The following is a 14,878-nucleotide window of genomic DNA, read 5'->3' on the forward strand; positions in this document are numbered from 1 at the left end:
TGCTTCTCATGACAGTAGATAAGCAGCCAGCAACAACCTATATCACAAGCAGCTTATCTGACTACAAATTGTCAAAGAAAGATCTGAACGATTGGTATGCTGAAAATTTCGAGTCACTGCCTTTGTATACTTCAGACAAAAGTGATGAAGTGACTATACTGAGTTCGTTCATGCATTATTACCGTCAATATCATGGGAATGAAGACTTTATTGATACCCTGGGCGAGCGTATCAGAGAATTGGAGGATCTCGAACGAGACAGCATCTTGCTTGATATCGACGAATATATCAATGAATGGATCGACAATGTTTTTTACGGCTTTGCCCGGATCATTAAAAAGTTGCGTAAAGAACCTGTTTTCGCCTGCATTCCAAACGATCTTTTGGTGATTAAAAACCTGCTGAAATTTTATAAGGAAGTGAGGGAAGCTGAGGATATCCAGCTTAATTTTTTCCATCACATCTCGCTGCCAAAGCGCGTTGCCGATGTAATGACAGACATGCTGATCTTACTGCTGTCTGACAAAGTAGAATTGATCACCCTCGAACCGACACTGGATCAACCCTTACAAAATCCAGGATCAACGTTAACCGAGGCGAGCAATGACATATTTAAAATTAACTGGCTCGCCCCACAGCAGGAGTTTGCGGAACTGATCCATCAGCTGACTGAAAAGGGCTACCTCTCTTTACCTGATATGAGCATGGCATCTCAAGCCCGTCACCTTGCCAGAATATTTGATTTTAGTGCGACTCAAAGAAAACAAAATCCCGATGTGGCAAATAATCTATTGGCAGTACTCAAGCCGGTACAGGATAAAAATCTTAAGACAACTACGTATTCTTACCTAAAACCAACTTATAAAATGAAGTTTGACAGTATCCCCTATAGGCCCCATAAAAAGAAACCTAAAGCGCGATAGCTGATCACTGGCAAATTCTTTAATACACTTCATGTCTGCTTCATTGCTGATTTTGTCCATTTCAACTAATTGTTGATTATCCTAAAGCCAATATAGCCTTACGTTTGACTATGAAATCAAAGCGATTTCATATGAATAACAGAAAAGTTAAACAATTGAAATTAGAAACAATGGAAAAGTATAAAACCTTCTTATGGAGTACAATCACTATTTTTATTCTTGCATTATCGTTCGGTCCAGCTGAGGCAATAGCACAGCAGCCAGGAATAAAGCGCACCGCACTTCAAAGACAAGATCTTAGTGTCCCTGGACGCGAAGCCATTCAGGTACGGATAGATTTTGAAAAAGGGGCTTCATTCGGAAAACATTCCCATCCGGGCGAAGAGCTGATCTATGTCCTTGAAGGAGTTTTCGAATATGAGATCGAGGGTAAGCCTCCGGTAACACTTAAAGCCGGAGATGTGCTCTTTATCCCTGCAGGCAAAATTCATGCAGCGAGGAACGTTGGTAGTAATAAAGCAGTTGAACTTGCCACTTATATTGTGGAAAAAGGAAAACCGGTTCTCAAAATGGTAAGTAATGTGCCTTAGCTCTTTCTATCAGCTCAACAGAGATACGAAAAGCTTTAATCCTGCGAGATAGCAATGTGTGTTGGGCCGAATTTTCTTTTAATTTGAGCATTGCCTTCTCGCATTTACCGATAGTCGAAATGATGGCCCTATGCGCTTCTTCTAATTCCTCTTTTGTATAATTCGTCATCTTTTTTCCTTATATATGGAGATTAATAATTCTCGTAGAGATACTCGTATACTGCAATCAATTTGCCCTCAGTATTATAATTGTATATGATATGAGGGCAACCTTTGGCGTTATTCAGTGGAAAACACTATTTTATCAATATAGGTAACAGATCGTTTTGTAAGTCCGTTTTTGTCGTATAAGGTCTCGAGCCGGGTACTACTTTTTTTAGTCCGGGTACTATCTTCAAAAATCTCAATAACAACCTTTCCCTTCATACAATTTAAATCTCCTGATTTTTTTGGATAAAACGAGGTATTTGCGTTATGGATCAGCTGAAAAGCATCATCCTCATCTATATGCGACGCCTTTTCTAACCTTTGTCTTGATTGCTTTTGACGTGCTGTGATTTCAGCTTTTCGGATATCACGAAAGGAGACCTTAGGCTGTAGTTTTTTAGCACATGAAAATAGCAGGAACATGCAAAATACCAGGCAGATTAAACTGCGCTTCATTTTGAAAATATTACAAGTTTTTACGATGTAATTAATGGTCTTTATTTTATTCATTTAAGAAAAATCTGTCGTTAAATTCAGAATCCCTCCTCATCTCCTTATCCTGTCATCTTTATGATGTACTTTTGGCTCTGAAAAAAGAAGCGATCAAAGATGAATAATATCTTTCTAATAAAATTTAGTATTTGAAGCAATTTGGCCGTACAGCAACCCGCAATTTATATTAAAATAGTTTTTTTATTATCTTTGGTGCTCATAAATTAACGTACCATGCAATATGATTTCTCTCAGCAAAGATTACTTGATAAAAGACACTTCCGTTTTATGGAAGACGGGCTTTTGATCCACTCAAGTAGTGCAGGAAAGGTACATGAGTACGAAATAAAATATGAAAACATTGGAACCAAGATCATTTATTGGAAAAATGGCTTAAATGCATACTTGTTGGTTGCCGCCTTTTTCACAGTTGTATCCATTATCTTTTATTTCGACACAACCGAACCAAAAATTGAACCCAGTATGCAGTTGTTCCTCCTTGCATTGATTCCATCATCTATCTTACTATATTTTATCACCTATAAAAAAGCCCGTTATATTACAAACTCAGCTAATTTAAACCCAATTGAGTTATTTAGTGACAAGCCAAATATAGAAGCTGTTGACCACTTCATTGATGAAATTCTATCCAGACGCCGGATATTTCTCCTACAAAGGTTTGGACAAATGAATAAAAATCTCAGTTATGAACCTCAATACTATTCCCTGACCTGGTTGTTGGACAATGAAGTTATCAATAAAGAAGAATACGATCAAAAGTTGCAGGAATTGAATTCGTTGTATCCTTCCACTCCTACAATTAAGGGATTTGCAATTGAAAAATAGCTTCGGAATCAACTTGTATTATTGCATCATTTCCGAGACCAAAGGAAACCGTTTGATATAGATACCCTATTCAGAGGTTGATGAACGCATTCCTGCGACTTCCTTAAAAGCAAGCCAGAAATCATTTAAATCACAGGAAGTCTGCTTTGGAAGGACAATAGAACAAATATAATCGCCATGCCTGCAGGAGACTGCCCTATATTGCCCGCAATGTATAAATTCACTGGTATAGCAATGACCGGATTTTTCGAGCGACTGAATTTCCAGCACTTTAAAATCAATCATAAAACCGGTTTTTAAGACTTTGGACAGGGCTTCTTTTATGGTCCAGACTGTTACACAACCTATCAAGGGCTCGGGTTCAACCTTAGCGATCAACCGGAGCTCTTCAGCAGTCAGCTGACTTTCAAAGGCCTCCGCCTGAGCGGCGTCAATTTTTTCAATATCGACAGCCAAAGGATGATCTTCCGGAAATGCCAATGCAAGCCCCAGGTCATCACAATGCGTAATGCTAACCTGAACATTCGACAAGAGCTTACTTTTTACAACAGGAAACTGAAAAATACCGGAATCAATAAATACGGCATCCATCCCCACTCCTTCTTCCAGTCTTGAAATTGCATGTTTTGCAGCCACCCTGCCGAGTAAATAACTCGCCCTGCGGCGATCAAATCTCAAAGAATCCAGATAGGTCCGTTCATTGGGATGAAGAAGCGAAAAATACTGACTCAAGCCTGTTAAATTTTCTTTTATAATGGAAAATCCAGCTTTAAAAGTCCGGTCAGTTCTGTTTAAGAGGAGAAGGCCATCACTCATTTCGATTTGGGGATATTCGGCTAAATATATAAAACAAAACAAGCTAATCCGGGATTAAATTTAAAATCCGGGCGAGTTTCTCCAGCTGCTCTGCCTCACTTTTGTAGGGTCTCATGATGGAAATACGCTTCGATACGCATGAAAAGGGCAGACATCAACTTGCAGGGTATTAAATTCCCCTGCAAGTTGCTTTTAATGATTTGAGTCCCTAAGTGCTGCTTAAGGGGCGCTATAGGCTTAGCTTGCTTCAAATTGTTCACGTTCATTCAAGAACTGTTCTATAGGCATATCATATAGCCATGAGCTCCGCTCATTTCTTCGTTCCGTAAAGTGAACAAATGAAATGTCGTTCTCTACGATATGTATATTGTCGCTCGGTGTGACCACCAGAAGCTGAAGGTGCAGTTGTTTACACAAAGTGATCAGGTATCTTGCTTTATCCTCATCCTGAGCCTTAAATGCTTCATCGATCGCGATAAAGCGGAAAGAATTGGTTTGCAAGCCACCTTTGGTTAAGCCAAACTGATAAGCAATGGCCGATCCCAGGATGGTATAGGTTAATTGTGCCTTTTCACCTCCGGATAGCTGCCCCATATTTTCATAGGTCTTAAACTTCGTCCCTGTTTCCTTATAGAACTCTTCTGCTTTATACGAAAACCAGCCCCTCACATCCATCACCTTTTTACGCCACTCTTCTTTTTCAAGCCTGCGGATCAACGGTTCAATATGCTGGTCAAAATGAATACGTTTCCCATCAGCCACACTTTCAATGGTTTTAACATTGGGAATGGCCTTTTGCAGTAAGGTCCTGAACTCTTTAACATCCTCCGTCAGTTTTGTGGGAACCACCAGCTGTATATACGTATTGGGATTGGTCTTAAAGTCGATGCCACTCAAAGCTTCGTTTAACACGTTTATATTTTCCCTGATGGCATCAGACCAGTTTTCAAAAAACATTCTGAAATCCGCAATCTTATTGGTAATTGTTTCCTGTAAATACTCATCAAATTTTTTCTCATGTCGTGGGAGGTTGTCCTCTTGCAGGCGCCTTAAAAAGACGTTATATTCGGTAATGAACTCCAGATTTGAAGCATCAGGGAGCATGCTTACATCGGCACGCCAATCCTTAAATTTCTGTGTAAGCTCTTCTGAGGGTTGTTTAAAAGCATTGATTTTGAGGACAATCACATGCTCTTTACTGTTTCTTTCCTTTTCCAAACGACTGGTTTCATTTCGGATATGCTCTCTGAAAGCTGTGTTTGCGGTGGTAAAGTTTGCATATTCAATCTCTTTGAGCTGGGGATGGGCCGTTTCAAATGTGACCACATCAATTTGTTTATCGCGAAACATATCCAATGTTGTTCTATGCCCGTCCAGTTCAAGTTGCAAGTCTTCCAGCTTATCTTCCTGCTTATACTTTTGTTTGTTTTTAACTTCCAGGCCCTGCGCATTTGCAGCGAGTAATCCCTTCACCACGGTAAGCTGATCTTTTAAAACACGGTTTTTATCATTAGCCTTCTCCAGGCTTTGTTTCATCGCCGCTTTCTGTTGGATCTCTGTTGCAAATACTGCCCAGTTGATGTCGTCGAAACTCTGGTACAAAGACAAAAATGAAGACAATTTCTCTTTCTTTAAATCAATTTCCGAAAGCCCGTTGGCTAGTCTTTTGATGAGTTCCAGATTCTTTTGCTGCTGTACCTGAAGCAGCTCCAGCTCCTTTTTAAGTAATCCGATCTTTTCTTTATTGTCCCAGCCTAAAACAAAATTTTCCCGTTTGGATACATGAGCCCTGTCGTCTTTCTCATGCTTCCCTCTAACCCCTTTTATCAAACCTTCCCTGGTCAGCGCTTTTTCTGAAAAATGGTCAAACTCTTCCAGACTTTCCGCACAGGCATAATCAAATTGCCCGCTCACCATCTCTTCCAGCCATTCCGCGTAGTTACCTGAAGTTTTAAACTCCAGCTTATTTACCAGCAGGTTTTCCTCCTGCATGTGATGGCGCATACTGCCGATAGAGGTGTGACCTTGAAAACGCTGATAGGTAATGCGTCCCCGCAGGTTGGTGCTATTTACATAGGCATTCACTTGTTTATAATATTTTTCAGGCACCACAATTCGCAATGCAAAATTATGAAGCACCTTTTCGATCGCCAGCTCCCACTCACTGTCTTCATCACGTACCCTGATCAGCTCACCAATAAAAGGCAATTCATCAGCGGTAGCACCAATGTGTGCCAGTATATCTTCACGGATATCAGCTTCACGCCCCGAAATGTTATTCTTGCTTTTCTGAAGAGACTGGACCCTTGCCACCAGCCCTTCAACCTCGGTTTTAAGTTCATCTTCTTCATTGCGGGCAGTCCGCATCAAATCATCTTCTGCCAGTCGCTGAGTGTCACAATCTTTCTTCTTTTGTTCGGCCAGCAGCCTTGACTCCTCAAAAGTTGAACGTTCAGGATCTTTAGGTAATTCGAGACCCTGTACCAGGCCATTATAGCTATCTGAACGAAATTTACTGCGGTCACGATCGCGTTCCAACCTGGTAATCTCTTCAACAAGTTTTTCAAGTTGTATTTCTACTTCGTCATTTGCAATCGCAATGGCCAGGTCCCGTTCCTGAATCTTTAAGTCCTCCTCTTTCGCTTTCAGTACCGCAATCTCATCATTCAAGACTGCCATCCTAACTTTGAGTGTCTCTAATTCGATAGCAGTAAGCTCAGCTCCCTTTGCGGTAAACCAATACACCGCTATTTCCCGATCTGACTCCAGGACTTTTAGCCTTTTACCCGTTTCTTCCAGCTGGATGGCCAGTTCATGAATAGGAATCAGCTGAGCAATCTGCTCTTTGGCCTTTTCAATATTTACTTTGGCATCCATCAGCGTCATGAAGTTATCTTTCAGCTGTAGAAATTCGTATTCTGCATCCAGTTGCTCCAGCATATTGACCCGGATAAAATCGTCCAGATCGTCTAAAACCTTAACCCCTACGACCTGATTAAATAAGCTTGATGCTTTTACAGAGCGCATGCCCAGCAATTGCGCCATGCGTTCACCATACTTCACGGGTCCGTCCTGAAACTCTATCCTCTTTTTCTGAATCCCGGTATTGTATAATTTTTCAAGACGTTTTTTCCAGTTCCCTTTTCCATCAAAAGGCGTAAAGTTCTTTTCAATTTCAAGTGGTACCCGGGCAATTCCAAAAGAGCGTTTCAACTCGTTATTGCTAAACCATCGCAATTGGAATAAGGTAACCACCTGTCCATCGGTATTCTCAAAGCAAGCGAGTAAAACTGAATACGCGGTATGATCCCTCAGTTTCTGGGTGGTGGTACTGTGCTCCCCCTCTTTTTGTATATTGCCATAATGACCGTATACATAACTTTCCTCGTTACGGTCGCCTTTCTTTTCTGCACCCGACGACTGATTGTAAAACCTGTCATTTTTAACGGGAACCAGCAAAGTAAGCAACGCATCAATAAACGTACTTTTTCCGGATGCATTTGCTCCGGTCAGCAGGGAGTTATTTCCTTTTGGCGAAATCCGGAAAATCTGGTCGTCAAAAGTACCCCAGTTGTATATTTCCATATATTGAAGTCTGAAACCTGCTTTGTCAGAACTTGTGCTAAACAAACTATACATACTCCTCCAGCTTCAATTTAAAATCTTTTAATATATCTAAGGTCACTTTATCTTTAATTACACGTTGAATCTGGTACAAAGGATTGGCTTCTTGTTTTACGATCTTCAGGTATCCAAATTCTGTTAGCTTTTTAATACTGCTGTCCATTTCCTGCAGCAGCTTAACACGGTTGTATTTCTCTGGTAAAAACAGTTCCACCTCTTCCAGTATACCGCTATGGCTGATCAATTTTTCGTTCGCCTGGATCTGGGTTGGATTGTGATCAAACTCTTCCAGCAGCTGCCTCAAGACCACCAATACGATCGAGGTTTCAAAACCTATCTGCCTGCGACTCACCAGTCCCAGTGTATTTCCCTCTTCGTCTTCAAACTGGGTAACAAAGGCCAGTCCTTCATCTTTTCTCATGATCAGCTCCAGCCCTATTACATTTACATACTCCTGAATCTCTTCCTGGTAGTACAATAACTCTTCCCATACAGCGGCACTGCTGTATACTGTACCATGTTTCAGCAATTTAACTACTGCTTTCGAATATGGTTTCAAGTGATTGTTCAAATTACTCATTTCGTTAATATTACTTCTGGTATATGAATGGACTTTAGGCTTTTACGATCAAATACGATCCGCTCCATTTTGTCCTTGTTAATGGTATGTTTAAAATCTTTACTCACCGATAAATAACCAAACAATTGCGGTAAGCCATCATCAATTCCTCCGCTGAGCTCAATCACTTCAGCCAGGCTTGCCTGTGTTTTATCTGCCAATACATGCTTTATCCGGCTCCTGATGGCTTCCCGGTCTACCCGTTTTTTTCCAAACAGCCGAACCAGGTTTTCAGCCTGAAGAAAATCTGTGTCCGCTCTTTTAGGTTTGTTTTTATACGTAATTTCTTCTGTTTGATCAAAGGTCAGTTTGCGTTCAAATGGCAGGTTGATCGTCGGTTCTGCCTCGAGCATAAAACCAACATCTGGTTTTTTCTTTTTCTTCCCGATTTCAATCAACAGTGTTTTGATCTCGTGAATCAGGTTTCGGGTAACATGAACTTTGGAGTGCTCACTTTCTCTGATGATCCGGCCCAGCTTTTCAGCCATTTTATCGTTGGCCTTATACACCTTCTGCCCCGAAGAATGTAAGAATTTCTTCATGTCTTTCAGAAAGAAATCCTTTACCGGGATCTCTTTATCCTCCATCCGGTTAAACAGTGATTTGCTCAGGTCCCCCCATTCCTCCTGTAGATCAGGGTTAAGCAAAAAAGACCAAAATGCATAAAAACTTTTACCCTGCTGACTCTCCTTCAGCTCATCGAGTGCATCGAATGTAAATTCAAGTATATGGTCTTTTGTCAGGTTTCCTTCTGAATGCTTTAAGTAAATATGACGGGTAATTTCCCTGAAATTGTCTTCTACCTCCTTAAAGTCTGAAAGCAGTTCCTTTGCAGATTGGGTCAACTGATTAAAGCGCGGTATAATTTCAAAATTTTCATATACTTTCAAACCATCGCCACTGTGCAGTGCATTGATCTGCTGATCAATCTCCAGTTTCTTTTGTTCGAGCAACTCCACCCGCTTTTGCAGGTCATCGTCAGTAAATTCAACCAAATCCCGTAGCTGACTAAAAAGATCCTTAAACCTCGATTCAGCCCCCACAAACTCTTTCTTTTCTAAACTCGTCAGCCAATCTATGGTTTTACTGGCATGGGCCGACATTTCGTAAAACACCTCTCCTTTGTCGTCCTGATAATTTGTAAGGAAACCACTATCAGTCCACTTTCTAATGTATTTCCTGGCCTTTACCTCATAGGTATCAAATGCCTCCAGCTCCATATCCTCATCCTGTTCGATTTGTTTAAAATCGAGGTAATCGGTCAATTGATTGTGAATTTGATCAGATGACACGACAGTTTGCCCTTTGATAAAGGTTTCAATTAAAAAGACAATGAGCATATCCCGGTTGCGTAACCTCAGCATATCCACACTGGGTGAAGTATTTAAAACTTCTAATATTTTGTCACTATTTATCATTAACCCCTTACATTCTTAAAAAAATAAATCCCTCTTTCCAGCCTTTCCCCAAAACCGGAAAAATGCAATACCATAGCGCTCCATGCAGAAATATCCTGAACAAGACAGGCATTCAAGGCATTAACTTTTAGTTTACATGCCCAATGTTAAATTACCACTAAAACAAACCCTAAGGAACGCAAACAGCATAAGCCGCTGTGACCTTTGATTTACAGCGGTTTAATCGTTTAATCCTCTATACTTTGTGGTAATCTTGTGCGTTTACTTTCTGATACAGAATAGTAAGACACCTGAAAATAGTCAGTTACAAGACCTGGAGGCCATATTTTGGCCAAAAGTAACTAAACTGGAATCAACTATCCACAACTAAATTGAAATATTTTTTTACGGAAAATATTGATCGGAAAATTTCTTATTTCCAGCTCTTTAACATTGCATAAAATTTGATCAGATTTCAACTAATAACAAGCGAATGCTTACCTTGCACTTAATATGAATTTTCTATCGCTAAAATTCTTTAAATATTCATTAGCTCTCGCACTTATTGATATTCTGGTCATCTGGCTTTGGGCTATAAATTCAGATCTTGGACCAGGATCAGCAATGGTCATTTATTTGGTAGTACCATTTGTCTTTATAATAAATGTTATCATTGGAGGCATACTATTCTTTACAAAACGAGCATACAGTGCTATGTTTCTTGTCAATTCTATAATTGCAGCGCTAATTACCAATTGGCTTTTTACTGTTGAATTGAGGAATCAATCCAGAAGCGCTTATGATTCATGGGCTTTTAGTTTGAATGACACAACCTTTATAATCGATAAGTCAAAGTAAATACAATGAATTTAACATATCGTCTAGGGACAGCCCCGGATCTTCTACTGGTTTTCTAGATGGTAAATGTGAACAAAAGAAAGACACACTCTTTTTGATCACTGATTCAATAAGAATGTATATTCATCACGACAAATTATATAATTTCAGAAAGTCGAAGAATCCAATTACATTAAAGATCTGTAATTAAACCATACGCACTACATGTATACACTTACACTCAACGAAAACGACTTTATTACGTTTCAACTATATGAAGCATCTACAAACCCCATAAAAATCAAATCACGCAAAAAATCTTTCCTTATCCTACTCGGTATGAGTCTTTTATTAGCCTGTTATGGCTATTTAAAAGAAGGAGTTTTCCTGATGTACTATGGCTTATTTTGTACTTTCCTTGTGCTCTGCTTTGGAAATATTTACTTGCGGTGGCGTCATAAAAGACATTATAAAAAACACGTAAAGAACAATTTCAATTGTCAATCTGAAGAAAGCGTACAAATTAAAATTATTGATGACCACATCAGAATGATTGACAGTGCCAGCGATAGTAACGTAAAGATTTCGGAAATCAAAGCAGTAAATGAAATTAAGGATTACTACTTTTTGAAATTGAGTACCGGACCTAATCTAATTATTCCTAAAACCCTTACTTCATTAAATAACGAAGTAAATGAAATGATCAGGAACCATAATATACCGCACTTTGTACAACTCGACTGGAAATGGCGATAAAACATGTGATCAAGGGAACAATAAACAGGTTTAGAAATAAACCAACTCTATTTTTACTGTTAATTCCATTGGTATTTATTTGGGCCATTCCTACATTGTATAATTACAGCAGGCTAACCGGAGGAAGTAGCTTAGGTGGAATACTGCCCTTAGGCGCCATGTTTATTGCCACAATTGCATTAGTGATTGATTGTAGTCTTGTAAATTTCAGCAAGATAAAATTGTTCTGGATTTCAGCAATTGAGGCCGGATTATTAGCATTGCTTTTTATTTCACATCTATATTTAGATCGAACAGTTGGCATTAACATACAGCACAGTAACCACCCCTACTTGATCATTATAGACAAGCCAACAGGAATAAAATCAGGGGATTTCAAGAGAACCGGATTGTTTGACAGAGAATATCATGTAATCAATAAAGATATAATTTATATGGATATAGCCTCACTTTCCGGATTCCCTATAAGGGTAACCCATAATAGCAATAATGGTTTATCAATTCAGTTTGGTTATAAACCTAAATATGCATTTGATTGGGCATTCTATGAGTGCCCGGCAGATGGATCCGAACATAGTATTACCTCCATTGACAGTCTCCTATCTCTGCGTTTAAAACCCGGCGAAAAGCTGTATGACAACGCGATAAATTAAACATACCCCAGCCAAGTTATTTTGCAACCACCTCCATCTAATGAATAAATTTATTCGTAGCTACACCATACTATCTGTTAAGGCAGAACAACCATTGACTAGAGTAGTCAACGGCTGTTCTATTGCATTATTTAGAGATTATTGGGGATTCAGTGCTATTAATTTTCCAAAATCTATATTGGGAAAACCAAATTGAGGGGATGCCTTTACACGGCTATTTTTCTTTTTTAGTCAGCAGGACTTTAACATTCAAATGACCTCTTGTTAAGGTGACAGAATTTACCTTTTCATTGCTAAAATCGAATTTTAGCAGGTTAGGATAATCTATAATTTTAAATAGTCCATTTTTCAGATACACCAACTCATTGTTATTTTTTCCTTTAAAATGTTCCAAAAAGGCAGATTCAATATAGAGACGGTTATTCTTTTCTACAATTTTAGTTTCCATTCCCTGCCCATAGAGGAAGTCGTTATAAGTCCCGATGAGTTGCTTTTTCATACTTAAGGGCATTTCCTGAATGTCGTCGTTAGCTCTTTTATTGTTCCAGCCCATCAAGGTCAGCAGCTTTATCCGAGCCTGGTTCATCACCGGAATACGATTTGGGCTTTCTCCATTCGCAAGAATTACAAAGCCGTTCCCATCTGTCATAGTCGCAAAAATATTACCGCCAACTCCAGTATTGGAACCACTACACATAAACCAGTCGTAGTTGTTATAATTAACAGATCTTTGCCATCCATAAGCCCAGCCCCCAACTGCATTTTTCAAAGTGGTAACTTCCGTTATTTTTTGTGCAATGCGATGAGAAATCACTTTGTTATTTTTATTGCGCAAAGCATTTTGTATCTCAATAGAAAGTTTAGCTAAATCTGTTGGTGTAGACCATACCCCTGATGCGCCAATTTGCGGTGTGATTGGCAAGCCTTTTTTAATCACTTTTCCATCTTTATCGTGAACAGAAGCAACATTGGTCGGAAATCCAGTTTCATTAGGCTGTATCATTGTTGTATTCTTCAAACCAAGAGGTGAAAAAATATATTCTTGTGCAAGTTCTCCAATAGATTTATTTAAAGTGTCTTCTAATGCCATTTGGATAATTACATAACCGCCACCGCTGTATTCAAAATTACTTCCTGGTGTGAACAGGAATTCAATTTCCTTATCATATCTTGGAATCTGTCCTAAAAGACTTTGTTTTATCGTAGGAATTGTATCTCCTTCATAATAGTCTGAAAATCCGCCTTGATTTGTACCAGAGGTATGGTTAAAAAATTGTTTCCAGTTTGGGCTATTGTTTTCAGTAAACTTACTTTTTGGCAAATGCCAACGTTTTAAGTACTTATCTATCGGATCATCTAAATTAATCAAGCCTTTCTCTTCAAGTATATGGCAAAGAAGTGCTGTTATTGGTTTTGTAATTGATGCGGTAGAAAAAGCAGTGTTTTCATCTATTTTTTCTTTAGAATTCGTTGACTTTAATCCTTCCTGACCCGAATATACAATCTTATAATTTTCAAAAACAACGACGCTAAATCCTGGGAGCTTGTATTTTTCTAATTGTTGTTCAATATGTAAGCTGTCCCCTAGAAAGCTATAGTCTCCTTTTTTCGGCAAAGCCTTATTGCGTATCTGACAGCTCGAAATTGTTAGTAGGAGAATTAGTAAATAAAGGGTGCTTCTCATCGTATTGTTTTTTATATCAAAAATCATTTCGATACAAACATGAGGAAGAAACCGATGCTATGCGACCGAGTAAGCGTAGTCGAACGCATTTGTTTAAAAAAATAAGTACGGGTAATTACAAAAACAAGTACAGGTAATTACAAATTACTGTTTTGCAGACCCTTGCGATAGGAAGTAGGCGTATTGCCTGTATGCTTTTTAAAAGCAGTATTAAAAGAAGATTTTGAATTGAAGCCTACTTCGTATAGAATTTCTAAAATAGTGACCTTACTTTTTGTAACGTCTTTTAAAATATCCATAGCCCGTTCTATGCGATAGCTATTAACGAAATCATAAAAATGCTGCTCCAATTTATGATTAATTAAAAGAGATAAATCCCGAACAGGAACTTTAAGATCCTTAGAGACATCCTGAATTGTTAAAGAAGGATTAAGAAATGGTTTTTCTTCAGCCATATACTGCTTTAATTTCAATAAGTCCTGATGGTATTCTTTTTCCGTTACCGCCAATTGCTCCCCATTTTTTTCCTCTAAAATAAGATCGGAAACAAGCTTTAGTTTTGAATCAATATTTCTAAATAAACCAGGATTATTTAATGCTTTATATAAATACCAGCAAATAATAAACAATTCAAATACCAGGATTCCAATTTTTATCCATTCAGAGATATGTGGATAATTAGAAAATTTAAACACATTTTTTAAAATGACGATCAAATAAAAACTAGTAAGTACGCTCGTAAACTGAAACAGCCACTTATAGGAATTAATACTGCTGCCTGCATAATTTTCAAGATATAGCTTTTTTGCTTTTCTTAACAGCATAAAAATGGCAGTAAAATAAACCACTACCTGAATATGAAAAAGCGTATGATTGAGCGGCAGCTCAATCATGCTTTTACGATTTATAATAAAATTAATTTTAGCAGCGGCATCTACCGTATAAAAACGAGGTAATAAAATTATATTCCCTATTAAAAATGGAAGCAGATGAAGTATGTATTTGGGTTTAAGCTTGAAATCAGCATAACAAACAGATAAAACATACAGATAAAGAACAGGAATTTGTAAGAAAGCAAATGTGGTTCTTAGCATTCCCAGATTTGAGGGGCCATTAGCTAGCAAATTAACTAGAGGCTCACTAATATCTATCGCGGTTATTAATAAAAAAAGCGCAAACAGCGCATTACTGATCTTGTGTTTTGTTTTAACTGTGAACAGAAAAAACACGAGAAATAGTGATATGAAGAGGGAGATTATCGTCACAACAACTAACAAGTTGATTTTATCCATTCATTATTCTTTTTTGTTCATCATTTAGTTTGGAAAAATTCCTTTTTAGCCCTTCTACCCGTTCCTCTTTTGCGACGAATTTAGATAAATTTTTCACAAAATAAAGCGCAAATTTAATAGCCCGTGGTAATCAAAATGAGTT

Annotated in this window: 12 protein-coding genes; 5 read left to right on the forward strand and 7 right to left on the reverse strand. The window is 38.4% G+C overall.

All coding sequences use genetic code 11. The annotated features are described in order from the left end of the window. Nucleotides 1–8 precede the first annotated feature (8 nt). Nucleotides 9–923, forward strand: a complete 915-nt coding sequence (locus tag BLQ87_RS29150) for a hypothetical protein (RefSeq protein ID WP_143010578.1) — start codon at nucleotides 9–11, stop codon at nucleotides 921–923. Between the two features lie 131 nt (nucleotides 924–1,054). After that, nucleotides 1,055–1,513, forward strand: a complete 459-nt coding sequence (locus BLQ87_RS29155) for a cupin domain-containing protein (RefSeq protein WP_216857879.1) — start codon at nucleotides 1,055–1,057, stop codon at nucleotides 1,511–1,513. Nucleotides 1,514–1,792: 279 nt separating this feature from the next. Here the strand turns inward: BLQ87_RS29155 and BLQ87_RS29165 are convergent, their stop codons facing one another. Beyond that, a complete protein-coding gene (locus BLQ87_RS29165; RefSeq protein WP_143010579.1) occupies nucleotides 1,793–2,176 on the reverse strand; it encodes a hypothetical protein in 384 nt (127 codons plus the stop codon). Nucleotides 2,177–2,446: 270 nt separating this feature from the next. Here BLQ87_RS29165 and BLQ87_RS29170 point away from each other — a divergent pair, with 270 nt between their 5' ends. Then, complete coding sequence (locus BLQ87_RS29170) at nucleotides 2,447–3,058, forward strand: hypothetical protein (RefSeq protein WP_074612438.1); 612 nt, start codon at nucleotides 2,447–2,449, stop codon at nucleotides 3,056–3,058. 66 nt (nucleotides 3,059–3,124) lie between these two features. On the opposite strand, the gene BLQ87_RS29175 is transcribed toward BLQ87_RS29170, so the two are convergent. The 4 genes from BLQ87_RS29175 to BLQ87_RS29190 all read right to left on the reverse strand — a co-directional run bounded on the left by BLQ87_RS29175 (nucleotide 3,125) and on the right by BLQ87_RS29190 (nucleotide 9,535). Continuing rightward, a complete protein-coding gene (locus BLQ87_RS29175; RefSeq protein WP_074612439.1) occupies nucleotides 3,125–3,874 on the reverse strand; it encodes a 4'-phosphopantetheinyl transferase family protein in 750 nt (249 codons plus the stop codon). Between the two features lie 237 nt (nucleotides 3,875–4,111). Next, entirely contained in the window at nucleotides 4,112–7,459 is a 3,348-nt protein-coding gene (locus tag BLQ87_RS29180; protein ID WP_218129468.1) for an ATP-binding protein, read from the reverse strand. 46 nt (nucleotides 7,460–7,505) lie between these two features. Beyond that, a complete protein-coding gene (locus BLQ87_RS29185) occupies nucleotides 7,506–8,078 on the reverse strand; it encodes a DUF4194 domain-containing protein (protein ID WP_074612441.1) in 573 nt (190 codons plus the stop codon). After that, the gene (locus BLQ87_RS29190; protein WP_074612442.1) at nucleotides 8,075–9,535 is read right to left on the reverse strand and encodes a DUF3375 domain-containing protein; all 1,461 of its coding nucleotides are present in this window, start codon (nucleotides 9,533–9,535) and stop codon (nucleotides 8,075–8,077) included. The genes BLQ87_RS29185 and BLQ87_RS29190 overlap by 4 nt, the downstream gene beginning before the upstream one ends. Nucleotides 9,536–10,690: 1,155 nt before the next feature. Here BLQ87_RS29190 and BLQ87_RS29200 point away from each other — a divergent pair. Then, nucleotides 10,691–11,107, forward strand: a complete 417-nt coding sequence (locus BLQ87_RS29200) for a YcxB family protein (RefSeq protein WP_172664991.1) — start codon at nucleotides 10,691–10,693, stop codon at nucleotides 11,105–11,107. Beyond that, nucleotides 11,098–11,760, forward strand: coding sequence for a hypothetical protein (locus tag BLQ87_RS29205; protein ID WP_074612445.1), 663 nt, complete (start codon nucleotides 11,098–11,100; stop codon nucleotides 11,758–11,760). The genes BLQ87_RS29200 and BLQ87_RS29205 overlap by 10 nt, the downstream gene beginning before the upstream one ends. A gap of 214 nt (nucleotides 11,761–11,974) precedes the next feature. On the opposite strand, the gene BLQ87_RS29210 is transcribed toward BLQ87_RS29205, so the two are convergent. Both BLQ87_RS29210 and BLQ87_RS29215 read right to left on the reverse strand, forming a co-directional pair. After that, on the reverse strand, nucleotides 11,975–13,444 hold the full coding sequence (locus BLQ87_RS29210; RefSeq protein WP_172664992.1) for a serine hydrolase domain-containing protein: 1,470 nt from the start codon (nucleotides 13,442–13,444) through the stop codon (nucleotides 11,975–11,977). Between the two features lie 137 nt (nucleotides 13,445–13,581). Next, nucleotides 13,582–14,736 (reverse strand): helix-turn-helix domain-containing protein, encoded by a 1,155-nt coding sequence (locus BLQ87_RS29215; RefSeq protein ID WP_074612447.1) that lies wholly within the window; start codon nucleotides 14,734–14,736, stop codon nucleotides 13,582–13,584. Nucleotides 14,737–14,878: the final 142 nt, after the last annotated feature.

This window comes from Pedobacter steynii, from assembly GCF_900103665.1.
In the GTDB taxonomy this organism is placed as follows: Bacteria; Bacteroidota; Bacteroidia; order Sphingobacteriales; family Sphingobacteriaceae; genus Pedobacter; species Pedobacter steynii.